Source organism: Mesorhizobium sp. B2-5-7, from assembly GCF_006440875.1.
Lineage (GTDB): Bacteria > Pseudomonadota > Alphaproteobacteria > Rhizobiales > Rhizobiaceae > Mesorhizobium > Mesorhizobium australicum.
In genome coordinates this window covers 120,506-134,220 of record NZ_VFUO01000010.1, presented here as the reverse complement: position 1 = coordinate 134,220, position 13,715 = coordinate 120,506, and the positions used below count along the sequence as shown (strand labels likewise).

The window sequence follows — 13,715 nt, the reverse complement described above, 5'->3', positions numbered from 1 at the left end:
AATCTGCCACGGCTCGTCCTCCTGTGATGAGGATCGGCTCGGACCGCCCGAGCAACCCTCGGACGCGCAGTGTAGGGTGAGCCACCTCACCGGCAGAAGCGGACATACGGTCTTACACTTGACCGCAACCTTCGTGAGCAGATGCTGATCGAGAGTAAGACCGTATGTCCGCTTCTGCCGGTGAGGTGGCTCGCCCTACACTGCGCGTCCGAGGGTTACTCGGGCGGGCCGAGCCGATCCTCATCACAGTAGGACGAGCCGTGGCAGATTATAGGGGAGCAAGATTATAGGGAAGCATTTGTCGGACTCGATGTCAGGTGGACCTTCGCCGACTTCCACTCGGGTATTAGAACGGCCGCCGGCAGCGGCTTCAAGGCGGCCCGCTCGATCTCCTCGAACAGTTCGCGGCGGCTTTGGCCGACATGGCGCATCGGCCGATTGTTCAGATTCTCTAGCAGTTAGGCGATCGCCGCGTTGAGCTCGGCGTTCGAGAAGAAGGATCAACGACGCCGCGACCGCGGGCGGACACCAGAACTCTCCGGGCCTGACAAAATGCGCCACAGCTGCTTCGCCGGAACGTCGGCACGCAGCTTTGTCAGAGCGCGCCGCGCTGCAACGGCTGCAGCGTTAATCGTTGAATCTTAAACTAAAGCTTAGCGAATCTTTGCAACCGCAGGCCGCCGACAGTGATAACTTCACCGCCAAATCTGAGGTCCGGGAGCGATAAGGAGCTGATGCTTTTTACGCTCGGACCACCGCATAGCATGCAATAAAGGTCAGGGCCAATGACAAGAAGAGCGCTCATCATGGTTGAAGGCCATAGGAGTATGGGTCTGCTATTCGTCCAAGCGGCCCAGCGTCTTGGTCTTCATCCAATTACCCTGTCGGCTGATCCAGCTCCGTACGGCTACCTTGCAGCAGAAAGCGTTGATACAATCCCTGTCGATACAGCCAATCTCGATGCGCTGATCCACGTATGTTCCCGGCTGCGTGCGACCTATAAGATTGCAGGCATTACGGGCGCCGAGGAAGAGATTTATGCGATGGTTGGCAAGCTCTGCCGGCACTTCGACCTACCGGGCCCGGACCCCGAATCGGTTGAACGATGCTGTGATAAATTCCTTCAACGTCAGCTCCTCGCTGAGGCTGGCGTGGCAATGCCTGCTTATCGCTTGGCAATGAACACCGCGGATGCAGAAATCGCTGCCGCCGAAATTGGCCTCCCAGTGATTCTCAAACCGGCCGTAGGCACCGGCAGCAGCGGTGTCCGATTGTGCCGCAATGTGGACGAAGTAGCCGAACATACCACCTATCTGTTGGGCGGTAAGTACACATGGCGGTCTTCCCCGAGAATACTCGTGGAAGAATTCGCACAAGGACCTTATTATGCCACCCATATTATGGGAAATGAGGTTATTGGGATTGAGGCTGCTGACTTCGACCGTCCACCCCATTTTGTCTTTCGTGAGGGCATCTATCCGGCACCGCTTACTGGTCACGAGCAGAAACGCATGGCCGATGTATCGCTGAGCTGTTTGCGCGCTCTCGGCCTTGGCTGGGGGCCAAGCTTCGTTGAACTCCGGTGGACGAAGGTTGGTCCAGTCGTCATTGAAGTCAATCCGCGCCTTGGTGGCGGTCCTCAACACATCCAGCTGGCTGACGGTGTCGATCTCATTACGGAGCACATCAAGCTTGTCATCGGCAATGAATGGAATTTGCGCAAAACGCACTCAAACGTTGCGGGCTGGCGGAACCTACTTCCCGACCGCGATGGCACCCTCGATTGGATCGACAACGGCAGTCAGGCCGCTGCTGTACCAGGTGTCGCTGAGGTCAAATTCTATGTTGAACCCAACAAGCCGATCGTCAGGAAAGGTGATTACCGAGACTCTCTCGGATCTGTCATGGCCGTTTCGCCCAACCTTGCTCAGACCCAGGCAATACTTCAGCGTGCCGTCGACTTAGTTAGCTGGTCGATCACACCATTTCCGAGTGTGAATGAACAGGAACAGCCTGCAGCCCCTTACTCCTAGCGCAGTTAGGTAGCGCGGAGCGGATGGAGTGTGAATCGTCCGGGCTCTTTTTTCCAGGCCTTGCAGATGATCGATATGCACCGGAACAAAGCTGTTGTCGCACTTGCCGCCAAGATGGCGCATGTCTGGGTTGTCCTGACCAAGCGCTCTTCGAACGCAGGGACCCCTGCTTTCGTCTGACGCTCCGGCTCCATTGCAATTCTCGGGAATGATGACGAAACAGTGGCGCTGACGCTATTGTGGCAGGAGTATCGCGCCGTCCATCCCGACGGCTACGGCTACACCTGGTTCTGCGAGCACTTCGCCGCTTTCGAACGCCGGACGAGCGCGACATTCAGCAATCGGCATGCGGCGGGCGCGGTGATGCAGACGGGCTATTCCGGGCACACGGTCCCGGTGATCGATCCGGCGACCGGCGTCATTTACCGGCGCAGATTTTTGTCGCGGTGCTGGGCGCATCCAATCTGACCTTCGCCTTTGGGAGCCTCATTCAAAAGCTGCCGGACGGGATCGAGGGCCAGCTACAAGCGACCCCAGCCCGCGTGTCGGACAGGCTCCTAGGCCATGCCCTGCTGTGCAGCATCACCACCGAGGAATCGACTAATTCCGTCGTGTAACAGATCTTGCATGAAAAACTCACAAGTCTTCGCGATCGCAGGTATCTGACTGTGGTAGATTAAGCCGGGGTACAGCAAAAAGCTGTGATGTTGCTTTTACGCCTCAGACGCCCAACAGCACACAACATCGGAGTTAACAGCCATGGCGAGAAGAGCGCTCATCCTGATTGAAGGCTCAAGGAGCAATGGTCCGTTATATATCCAGGCGGCCCAGCGTCTAGGTCTTCATCCAGTTACCCTTTCAGCCGATCCAGACCGGTATAACTATCTTGCGGTGGAAAACGTTGAGGCAATCCGGGTCAATACAGACGATCTCGATGCGCTGATCCGCGAATGTTCCTGGTTGCATGCAACGTACGGCATTGCTGGCATTACTGGGTTTGCGGGTGACGACGAGTCGGTCTATGCGACAGTTGGCAAGCTCTGCCGGCATTTCAATCTACCAGGACCGAACCCCGCATCGATTGAACGATGCTGCGACAAATTCACTCAACGTCAGCTCCTTGCGGAGGCTGGGGTTCCGATACCTGCATATCGCCTCGCAGCGAATGCGGCGGAGGTTGAAAGCTGCGCTGCGGAGCTCGGCCTGCCGGTAGTTCTGAAGCCTACGGTAGGCAGCGGCAGCATCGGTGTCCGATTGGGCCGTACCGTCGAAGAGGTGGCTCAATATACAGCCTTTCTGTTGGGCGGGAAGCACGTATTGCAGTCTTCGTCGAGGATACTGGTCGAAGAATTCGCACAAGGCCCCCATTATATTGTTCATATAATGGGAAATGAGGTGTTTGGGATTGAGGCCGCTGATTTCGACCGCCCACCGCATTTCGTCTTCCGTGAAGGCATCTTTCCAGCACCGCTTGCTGATGAGGAGCATGAGCGTATCGCCAACGTTTCGCTGAGTTGTTTGCCAGCTCTCGACCTTGGCTGGGGACCAACGTGCGTTGAACTCCGGTGGACCAAGCGGGGCCCGGTCGTCATTGAAGTCAATCCGCGTCTTGGTGGCGGTCCTGATGCGGTTCAGCTGGCCTACGGCGTCGATCTCATCGCCGAGCACATCAAGCTTGTCATTGGTAAGGAATGGGATTTGCGCAGAAGGCAGTCTCACATTGCTGCCTGGCGGTGCCTGCTTCCTGATCGCGATGGCATCCTCGATTGGATTGATGGCGACAGTCTGGCGGCTGCTGTACCAGGTGTCGCCGCGGTCAAATTGTATGTTGAACCCAAGACGCCGATTGTCAGGCAAGGTGATTACCGAGACTCGCTAGGATGGGTCATAGCTGTTTCCCCGCGCCTTGCTGAGACCGAGATCGCCCTTCAGCGTGCTGTCGATTTAATCAATTGGTCGATCACACCGTTTCCACCAGTTGGGGACTAGTAATAATCTTCAGTTCGTTCTTCTGGGCCGGAAGCGAAGGTGCGGCAGATAGGAGATAATGAAAGCTTTATCGCAGTAGGGGAGAAGTATTTTCTGATTTTACCAAGTCCTGACACGGAATCCAGGATCGGGGAGAGCAGCAAGGGACTTCAGCGCCTAGTTGTGCCCGCCACAAGTCTGGCCGCTAAGCAGCGACGAAGAGCTTCGCGTGAGATTTGGACCTGCAATGAGCGGTGCTTCTGAAATATGAGCCCGTACATCAAAGCCGCGGCCCGTACACTTTGGCCAGGGTTAGGAAATTCGTTGCGATTAACGGAAGGCGAAGCGCTGATGCCGCCACGCGCGCACTTTCGGTAGCTGTGAGCAAGTAGTTGTCGAGACTGGACGGCCTTGTTGGCCGGCCTTTCGGCGTTGATGTCATTGAGGAAGCGAATGAACTACTGGTGGCGGTGCCGCTGCATGTTGCGGCCGCGCCGTCGAGCAAGTTGGTCACGGCAAAGAGAGCGGTGGTGCCGTGCTACTTCTAGTCATGCGCCATGGTGCCCCCGCCTCCCAGCTTCATGGACAGGCCAGGCTGGGGCTTCGGTCCGGCGCCTGGATCTGCAAAATTTCATCAGACGGCGGACCGACGTAAAGCCCGAGACATCGCGCCGTTTGTCGACAAATGTCGGATCGTTGGAGAGCTTGAACTGCCGCGAGCGGTGTGGCTGAAGACCATACGCCTTCCCGATGCGCTGGCTGGCGCTGGCGCTGATGTCGGCTACCTTCGCCATCATGGCGGCCGTCCAGCGCGTCGTCTCGGCGGGCGGGTCTTCGAGCGTGAGCGCAACAACGCGTTCGGCGACATCCGGGCCGAGCGGGGGGTGCGCGAGGGCCGCTTCTTGTGCGCAGCAGTTTTTCAAAGCCTTCCTCTGCGAAGCGCTCGCTGTCAACCGCCAGACGTTTTGGACTTGCCGGTCCGCCGCATGATTTCGACGGTGCCAACACCATCGGCGCTCAACAGCACGGTCTCGGCACGCCAGACATTCTTCTGCGGACTGTTGCGGTCGATGACCAGGGCGGTCAGCCGCCGATGATCAGAAGGCGAGACGGCTAGAGATATTCTACCGCGCATGATGCACAGGCAGCAGGTAATTCTACCCCAGAACTCTTATGTCAGGCGGAGACCATTAGGTGCCTTCAGCAATACCAGCGTGCATTAACCGCGCCTATCAGTGAATCTTAAAAAACGACAGCATCCCGAAACAAGGGAGTTCATAGAAATCTAAACCAAGGAGCGCGCATTCAAAGGTTATGGCTCAAACTTTGTTAAGCTTCCGTAAACTATAAAGTGCCAGCCCAGAGAGGAATCTTCCGATGTACACCCTCGAAACGTCCCACCTCATCCTAAGGTGTCCGTCGCATTGCGACGAGATTCTTCTGCATGGACTGCATAGCGATCCGTTCGTGGTAAACGCCATCAGAGACGGAGTCTCTCCGACAATAGAGCAGACGAAAGCTGAGCTTCTTCAGTTCATCAATCATTGGCAGCATCATCGTTTCGGCTATTGGATAATCGATATCAAAGACGAGGGTAAGGCCAAAAAATTCGCTGGTTACTGTGGACTTGTACGGGGAGACTCCGTAGAGGAGAGCAACGTGTAAATTGTAACCCGCCTCCACCTTGCTGCCTCCGGGAAAGGCATCGCGGTCGAAGCTGGGAGAGCGGTAGTGCAATTTGCTTTCGACTATTTAGAAATTAATAAAGTGACTGCGTTCGTTCGCCCAGGTAACACTCGCTCGCTCATCAAAAATCTGAAGATTGGGTTTCACTACGTAGATGACATAGTGTTCGAGAAAGGGACTAGAAGGCGCCTAGAGGTTTCTCCTAAAACTGCTGTAAGATCCGACAGTTTACGTGTGTTTGATTGCAGAGAGACGGGAATCACTCGAAATCCGTAGCGCTACGCCCGGCCCGCATTGAACACAGTCGCACGATTGGTGGCGGCGCCTCCTTCTCGTACTCGGTCGTAGCCATTCCCCGCTGTGATTGAGGCCCGGACAACGCCAAATTAGTAGACTAGATTGTCGCCGTTCGATCTCCGTCCCGATATCATCAATTTCGCGATCCATTCGGCGTCGCTGAGTGGCCAGAAGGCGATCTGCCCCTGCTTTCGGAGCGGACCAGGAAAACTCCCTGTTCCGCAAGGTTAGCATCCAAGCGATGAAGGCCGCTGTTCTTCATCCATGATATCGGAAGATCCGCCGGAAATCGGCGCGAAGACCTAACACGCTGCGTCTTACTCTCGGTCAGGCCGAATTGTATCGCCGGCCGCGTGCCGCTTCGCAGATCGGCGCTGCGTTCGACAGCTATCCATCTCGCTTTTAGATGACGACATATACAAACTGCATTTGACGACCGCTTGCGAGTGATGCTGATTGGTAGGCGGAAAGTCGTCATAAGAGCCTGCAATTGGGAACGTCAGACTTTCCGAGATTTGCCCACAGGCGCGGATCCGCCTCGCCACTAATTTAAGGGGAACTGGAACATGACAGTCTCTCGACGCGACCTAATTAAAGTGGGCTTGGTCACCGGAACGGCTTTATCAATCCCTTCGGTCCTGCGGGCGCAGACATCGCCAGCCTCAGCGCGGACGGTGCATATGGTGAAGGGCGACCTGCGTGTGTTTGACCCGATCTGGACGGCGACGAACATCACCGCCGACCACGGGGCGGCGATTTACGACACGCTGTTCTCGCTCGACTCCAAGTTTATGCCGCGGCCGCAAATGGTAGGGAAATGGGGCGTTTCAGACGACAAGAAGACTTATACATTCGAATTGCGGGAGGGGCTCAGCTGGCACGACGGCACCCCCGTGACCGCGGCGGATTGTGTGGCCTCGATCCGTCGCTGGGGCCAGGTGCATCCCGGCGGCCAGCTGATCATGGCTCGCGCCAGCGATATCTCGACGAAGGACGGGAAGACCTTCACGATCGCGCTCAAGGAATCGCTTGGGATTTTGATCGATATCCTGGCAGACCTTACGCCGCCATGCCTTTTCATAATGCGCGAGAAGGATGCGAATCGCCCCGCGACGGAGCAGGTGACCACGAATATCGGATCGGGCCCGTTCAGGTTCAATGAAGCTCTTGCCAAGCCAGGCGCGAGCATCACCTATGATCGCAATGAAAAATACGTTCCACGCAAGGAGCCGACCGAGGGATTGGCCGGGGGGAAGGTCGTCAATGTCGATCGCGTCATCTGGGATGTTATCGCTGACCAGCAGACGGCAATGGCGGCTTTGCAAGCAGGCGAGGTCGATTACGTAGAGTCGCCACCAGCCGATCTGTTCTCGGTGATCGAGGGCGATCTCAATCTTGCACTTCAGGTTCTGGACAAGCAGGGCTGGGACGTGGTGCTTCGCATGAACTTCCTGCATCCGCCGTTCAATAACATCAAGGCGCGCCAAGGGGTGCTTCACCTCATTGATCAGGAAGCGTTCATGCGGATCATGTACCCAGACCCAAAATACGTCGACACCGTCACTTCGATATTCGGCAAGGATACGCTCGTGTCCAACGAGGAGGACACGGGATGGTACAAGAAGGGTGGTGACCCGGAAAAAGCCAAGCAGCTATTCAAGGAGGCTGGATACGCCGGCGAGAAGGTGGTCATTCTCGATCCGACCGACTGGCGCGAGTCCGACAATGCCTCGCAGTTTCTGGCAGCTGAACTGCGCAAGATCGGCATCAATGCCGAGCTTGCGCCTATGGATTGGGGCGGACTGACCGCGCGCCGAGCGAAAAAGGACCCCGTTGAGAACGGCGGCTGGAGTATGTTTATCACGGCCGAATTCGATTATTCGCTAGGTAATCCGCTCGCCAGCCCCCTTCTCCTCGCGAATGGAGACGACGCTTGGTACGGCTGGCCGAAGAACGATGAGTATGAGGCGCTGCGGGCCAAATGGGCAGATGTCGCAACGCTCGATGAGCGAAAGGCACTGGCCCGCAAGATGCAACCAATCTGGTGGGACTTTGTCGGCGACGTGAGGTTGGGAACATATGTCTCGCCGGTCGCGCACCGCAAGTCACTCACAGATCTCATCGGCATGCCGCAGATAGTCCCCATGTGGAACATGCGGAAAGCCTCCGCCTAATGGCGGCCTACATCCTGCGCAGATTGGTTTCGGCGATCGCTGTCATGGTGATGGTCGGGATCTTCGTCTTTCTGCTGCTCAGGATGGCGCCCGGCGACCCGGCAGCGATCATCGCCGGCAAGTCGGCGACGGCCGACATGATCGCCGGCATCCGCGAAAAGCTCGGCCTGAACGATCCCATGCCGGTTCAGTTCATGCATTGGGTGCGCGACATGCTGGGCGGCGATTTCGGCACCTCGATCTTTGCGGGCCGACCCGTTCTCGATCTGATGTCGCAGCGGCTTGAGCCGACCCTTTCGCTGTCGATGCTGACGATGATCCTTTCGGTGACGGTCGGAGTCTCATTCGGCATTCTTGCCGCGTGGCGAACCGGCGGGCTCATCGACCGCCTGCTCGCGGTCTTCTCGGCATTTGGCTATTCGGTCCCGGTCTTTGTCATCGGCTATTTTCTGATATATTTCTTCGCCATCAGAACACATTGGCTGCCGGTTCAGGGCTACCTGCCGATCGAGAGTGGCCTCGGGCCGTGGTTCGTGCATCTGGTGCTGCCCACCGTGGCGTTAAGTCTTGGCTTCATTGCGTTCATCGCCCGGGTGACGCGGGCGAGCATGCTTGAGGTGCTGTCGGAAGACTACATACGAACGGCGGCCGCCAAGGGCGCTTCGTCCTATGCCATGCTTATCCACCACGCCCTCAAGAATGCCGGCGTCCCGATCCTGACGGTGATCGGCATCAGCTTCGCCTATCTGATCGGCGGCGTGGTCCTCACCGAAACGGTGTTCAACATACCCGGCATCGGCCGGCTGGTCGTCGATGCTATCAGCAACCGCGACTATCCGATCATCCAGAGCGTGCTGATCGTGACCTCGGGTCTATACGTGCTCATCAACCTCACGGTCGATCTGGCCTACACCCTGATCGATCCTCGTATACGGTACTGATATGACGATTTTGTCGGCACCAGTTGAAGATGTCCCGGCGAGGCGACTGCGCCTGTCTGATCTTCCGCGTCTAGCAAGGCGTCATCCGCTCGTCCTGACAGGCGGCGGCCTACTGGGGCTTCTGATCATCCTGACGCTGGCGGCGCGGGTTTACGCCGGCGATCCGGGGAACATGGATCCGTTCAAGCGGCTGCAGCCGGCTTCCGCCGAAATGTGGTTCGGCAGCGACAATCTCGGGCGGGATGTGTTTGCGCGAACGATCTTCGGGGCCCGCATCTCGCTCCTGGTCGGGCTGCTGTCGGCGGCGAGCGCTTCCCTGATCGGGCTCCTGATCGGTGTCATCGCTGGTTACAGCCGCAGCTTCGACAATGTCGTCATGCGGATCATGGACGGGCTGATGTCGATCCCGACGATCCTGCTGGCGATTGCGCTCATTTCTCTAACAGGTCCGGGGCTCGGCATCCTGATCGTCGCGATCGCGATCCCCGAGACCCCAGCCGTCGCACGGCTGGTCCGGTCGGTGGTGCTGGGGGTTCGCGAGCGCCCCTATGTTGAGGCCGCGCTGTGCGGCGGGGCGCGCCTGACAAGGGTGCTGTGGCGTCATATCCTGCCCAGCACTATTCCGGCGCTGATGGTGCAGGGCGCTACTGTCTGCGCCAGCGCGATCCTGACGGAGGCGGGGCTCAGCTTTCTTGGCGTAGGCGTTCCGCCCGAGATTCCGAGCTGGGGCAACATGATCGCCAGCTCGCGGCTTTATCTCGCCATCGCGCCGTTGACGATCTTTGCCCCCGGTATCTGCCTGGCCGTCACCGTCCTTGCCGTCAACCTGCTCGGGGACGGCCTGCGCGACCTGTTCGATCCCCGCGCCAGGCAGAGGCGCTGACACGCAGATGCATCAAAGGCTAGGAAACGACCTGCTGCTCGAGGTGCGAGACCTCGAAACGCATTTCTTTGGCGAAGACAGCGTCACCCGTGCGCTGGGCGGCATCAGTTTCCAGGTCAAGAAAGGCGAGACGCTCGGCGTCGTCGGCGAATCCGGATGCGGGAAGAGCGTGACGGCCCTGTCGATCCTTCGCCTGTTGCCAAAGCGGGGCGCCAGGACCGTTGGCGGCGAGGTCCGCTTCCAGGGTCGCGACCTGCTTGGACTGTCCGATCGGGAGATGCGCAAGATCCGCGGCGACCGGATCGCCATGATCTTCCAGGAGCCGATGACGAGCTTAAACCCGGTCTATACGGTCGGGCACCAGATCGCCGAAGCGGTTCAGATCCACACCAAGGCTTCCCGCCCGGCGGCCATGAAGAAAGCCGAAGAGATGCTACGTCTCGTCCGCATCGCGGACCCTGAGCGTCGCGTCAACAACTACCCCCATGAAATGTCGGGCGGCATGCGCCAGCGCGCCATGATCGCCATGGCTCTGGCCTGCTCGCCGGAACTGTTGATCGCCGATGAGCCGACGACGGCGCTCGACGTCACCATCCAGGCGCAGATCCTGCGGCTGATCGTCGATCTGAAGGAGCGCACGGGAACGGCCGTGATGTTCATCACACATGACCTCGGCGTCGTCGCCGAGACCTGCCAGCGCGTGATTGTGATGTATGCCGGTCGTATCGTGGAACAGGCCAACGTCATCGACCTGTTTGCGCGACCGGCGCATCCTTACACTCAAGGGCTTATGCGATCGGTGCCCGACCGGCGGCGCGGCCGCGAGCACCGCCTGCCGGAGATACCCGGCGTGGTGCCAAACCTGCGCGAGCCCATTGTCGGCTGCAGCTTTGCACCACGCTGCCCCTTCGCGATCGATATTTGCCGCGAGAAGACACCCATCCTGCGTGATGTCGGGTCGAGCCAGGCCGCAGCTTGTTGGCGCGCCGAAGAGGTAATGGGCGCATGAACGGTCCTCTGCTGAAAGTCGAGAATCTGACCAAGCATTATCCGCTTGGCTCGGGCCTATTCAAGAAAAGCATTCCGATGATCCGGGCGGTGGAGGATGTATCCTTCAGCGTCGAGGCGGGGGAGACGCTGTGCATCGTCGGCGAATCCGGCTGCGGCAAGTCCACAGTCGCGCGACTGCTGATGCGGCTCGTCGAGCCGACCGGCGGACGCGTGCTGATCGAGGGAACCGATATTGCTGGCCTCACAAAAGGCGCGCTGCGCGCCTGGCGCCGTCGCATGCAGATGGTCTTTCAGGATCCTTACTCGTCGCTGAACCCGCGCCTTACCGCCGGACAGATCATCACGGAACCCGTCGAGAATTTCGAGCGCCTCAGCCGAAGGCAGCGCAACGCACTCGCTGCGGATCTACTCCGAAAAGTCGGAATGTCGCGCGAGATGATGCACAGGCTTCCGTCCGAATTGTCGGGCGGTCAGCGTCAGCGGCTCGGCATTGCACGCGCCCTGTCGCTCAACCCCTCTCTCATCATCGCCGACGAAGCGGTGTCTGCCCTCGACGTCTCCGTGCAGGCACAGATCCTGAACCTGCTCCTGGATCTCCAGCAGCAGATGGGCATCGCCTTTGTCTTCATCTCACATGACCTTGGCGTCGTGGAGCATATCGGCCACAGCGTCGCGGTCATGTATCTCGGGCGGCTCGTGGAGCTTGCGCCGTGCGAGGCGCTCTTTGCCAAGCCGGTCCATCCCTACACCGAGGCTCTGATCGCGGCAGCACCGGTCCCGGATCCGACACGCGTTCGGCTGGAGGCGCCCGTCGAGGGTGAGGTGCCAAGTCCCATTCATCCGCCTAGCGGGTGCGCGTTTCATCCGCGCTGCCCGCTCGCGGTCGAACGTTGCCGTGTCGAAGTCCCGGCTTTGGTGCCTATGGGAGATGGGCGGGTCGTGGCTTGTCATGTGCGCGCTCCGCTGCAAGACATCCTCCATCTAATGCCTGTGCCGGGGGATCATTCGCTCGATCCGATGGTTATGTCAGAAACTTTCGCCGCTCGAACATCTCGAGAGCGCCGCTGACATGACCACCCAATCCAATGTAGCGAAAAGAAGAGAAGAAGGACTATGGAAGAAAATTCACACGTGAGCAGTTCTCATCTGGTCCAGCAGGACGGCAACTACGATACGGTTGGTTCAATTCAAACGAACGTTGAAGATGGCTTCACGATGGTAGCAGTCGGCGACCTAATCGTGTCTCGAGCGGTGACAAAATCTCAAGATCCCGGCTTCGGCGCTATCGTCAAAATCCTTCAGGATGCTGATGTCACTTTTGGCAATCTGGAAGTCAACATCTTTGACAGCAGATCTTTCAAGGGATATCCCCAGGCTGAATACGGCGGCGCGTATCACCTCAGCTTGCCGGAGGTCGGACCCGACTTGAAGGCGATGGGGTTCGACATCGTGGGCCGCGCGAACAACCATACTCTTGACTGGGGCATTGAAGGCATGCGCGAGACGAGCCGGGTGCTCGATGAGAGCGGTGTTGTCCATGCGGGGACGGGCGAGAACCTTGCACAAGCTGGTGCTGCGCGTTTCTTCGAAACGGCACGCGGTCGCGTGGGGTTGGTGTCGTTGGCCACAACATTTGCGCCAATGTTTCGTGCGTGCGATCCCGCTGGCGAGGCCCCTGGTAGACCCGGCCTCAACCCGCTTCGCTTGGCGCAAAACATCGTGGTCCCGTCGGATATGCTGAAAAATCTAAGGCAAGTGCGCGATGGATTGCCCGTTTATTACCAATCCGAATGTGAGCCAACATGCGTCGTGATCGCTGGAGTGACCTTCAAGGCGGGCGACAAGGCGGGATACAGCTATGAACCCGACTCGCGCGATGTCGCCGACATCCTGCGGAACGTTCGCCGCGGCAAGCAGTTCTCTGACTTCTGCATTGTCACCAACCACTGCCACGAGCCTGGTAATTTGAGCCAAGAACCGCCAGATTACGAGCAATCCTTTGCGCGCAAAATGATCGACGCCGGAGCGGACGCGTACGTTGGACACGGGCCCCATCTGCTGCGAGGCATCGAAATCTATCGGGGCCGGCCGATTTTCTATAGCCTGGGTAATTTCTTCGAGGACGACCTTGGGACCCCGACCGGCGCCGACATGTTTGACGAATATGCTAAGGACCCGCGCGTCCATACTGATGCGGAGGTGAAGGTCGCCGAGATGGCAAAAGGGTTCACAGACCCGATCTTCTATGAAAGCATTGTCACGGTAAGCCGTTTCGAGCGGAACCAACTTGCCGAATTGCGGCTATATCCCATCGAACTCGGCCACTCCAAACGGTTTGCCGACCGGGGAATCCCTCAGTTCGCCTCGGCACCTCAAGCCAAGGCCATCCTAGAGCGCCTACGGATTTTATCCGAGCCGTTCGGGACCGAGATCAACATCGAAAACGATGTTGGAGTGATCAGATTGACCCCGGCGCGCTGAGGGCTCGACCAAGTTGCCGCATCTGATTGGGCATTTACATCTGCTGAAATAGAGGACGTGGCAGGCTCGGTGGTGCTTTAGAATCTGCAGAAGCCCTACAAGAACCCGCCTCGTGGCCAGACACGATGGCAGTCCTTTGTAGGCACAGGTATCAACGGTTCACCGCTCCCGTTTTCTCTTTTTTGGACATCGACTAGCCGTGGTCCCAGCTAAGCGGCCTCCATCTAAAAGCGCGATGGCA

9 protein-coding genes and 3 pseudogenes are annotated in these 13,715 nt (G+C 58.3%); 9 read left to right on the top strand and 3 right to left on the bottom strand.

Annotation, left to right across the window (positions count from 1 at the left end; all coding sequences use genetic code 11):
* Positions 1-317 precede the first annotated feature (317 nt).
* A pseudogene (locus FJ543_RS30010) lies at positions 318-518 on the bottom strand (IS21 family transposase); the annotation flags it as partial.
* 267 nt (positions 519-785) lie between these two features.
* On the opposite strand from FJ543_RS30010, the gene FJ543_RS30005 reads away from it, so the two are divergent.
* The 3 genes and pseudogenes from FJ543_RS30005 (at position 786) to FJ543_RS29995 (ending at position 4,022) form a co-directional block, all read left to right on the top strand.
* A complete protein-coding gene (locus tag FJ543_RS30005) occupies positions 786-2,033 on the top strand; it encodes an acetyl-CoA carboxylase biotin carboxylase subunit family protein (protein WP_064994224.1) in 1,248 nt (415 codons plus the stop codon).
* A gap of 222 nt (positions 2,034-2,255) precedes the next feature.
* Positions 2,256-2,563, top strand: a pseudogene (locus tag FJ543_RS30000) (IS21 family transposase); the annotation flags it as partial.
* Positions 2,564-2,792: 229 nt separating this feature from the next.
* On the top strand, positions 2,793-4,022 hold the full coding sequence (locus FJ543_RS29995) for an acetyl-CoA carboxylase biotin carboxylase subunit family protein (RefSeq protein WP_084015912.1): 1,230 nt from the start codon (positions 2,793-2,795) through the stop codon (positions 4,020-4,022).
* A gap of 615 nt (positions 4,023-4,637) precedes the next feature.
* Here FJ543_RS29995 and FJ543_RS32080 read toward each other — a convergent pair.
* Together FJ543_RS32080 and FJ543_RS29985 are read right to left on the bottom strand one after the other, a co-directional pair.
* Positions 4,638-5,136 (bottom strand): annotated as a pseudogene (locus FJ543_RS32080) (IS630 family transposase); the annotation flags it as partial.
* A 272-nt stretch (positions 5,137-5,408) separates the two neighbouring features.
* Positions 5,409-5,738 carry a hypothetical protein gene (locus FJ543_RS29985; RefSeq protein WP_064994219.1) on the bottom strand — a complete coding sequence of 110 codons (330 nt, stop codon included), beginning with the start codon at positions 5,736-5,738 and terminating at the stop codon, positions 5,409-5,411.
* An 812-nt stretch (positions 5,739-6,550) separates the two neighbouring features.
* On the opposite strand from FJ543_RS29985, the gene FJ543_RS29975 reads away from it, so the two are divergent.
* From FJ543_RS29975 to FJ543_RS29950, 6 genes are read left to right on the top strand one after another with little or no spacing between them, the layout of a single operon-like run.
* Positions 6,551-8,158: an ABC transporter substrate-binding protein gene (locus FJ543_RS29975; protein ID WP_064994218.1), complete on the top strand. Its 1,608-nt coding sequence runs from the start codon at positions 6,551-6,553 to the stop codon at positions 8,156-8,158.
* Complete coding sequence (locus FJ543_RS29970) at positions 8,158-9,099, top strand: ABC transporter permease (protein ID WP_064994217.1); 942 nt, start codon at positions 8,158-8,160, stop codon at positions 9,097-9,099. The genes FJ543_RS29975 and FJ543_RS29970 overlap by 1 nt, the downstream gene beginning before the upstream one ends.
* Before the next feature lies 1 nt (position 9,100).
* Positions 9,101-9,982 (top strand): ABC transporter permease, encoded by an 882-nt coding sequence (locus FJ543_RS29965; protein ID WP_064994216.1) that lies wholly within the window; start codon positions 9,101-9,103, stop codon positions 9,980-9,982.
* Positions 9,983-9,989: 7 nt separating this feature from the next.
* The gene (locus tag FJ543_RS29960; RefSeq protein ID WP_064994215.1) at positions 9,990-10,991 is read left to right on the top strand and encodes an ABC transporter ATP-binding protein; all 1,002 of its coding nucleotides are present in this window, start codon (positions 9,990-9,992) and stop codon (positions 10,989-10,991) included.
* A complete protein-coding gene (locus tag FJ543_RS29955) occupies positions 10,988-12,061 on the top strand; it encodes an oligopeptide/dipeptide ABC transporter ATP-binding protein (RefSeq protein WP_064994214.1) in 1,074 nt (357 codons plus the stop codon). Before FJ543_RS29960 ends, FJ543_RS29955 begins: the two co-directional genes overlap by 4 nt.
* Positions 12,062-12,106: 45 nt before the next feature.
* A complete protein-coding gene (locus FJ543_RS29950) occupies positions 12,107-13,474 on the top strand; it encodes a CapA family protein (RefSeq protein WP_064994213.1) in 1,368 nt (455 codons plus the stop codon).
* The last annotated feature ends 241 nt before the right edge of the window (positions 13,475-13,715 follow it).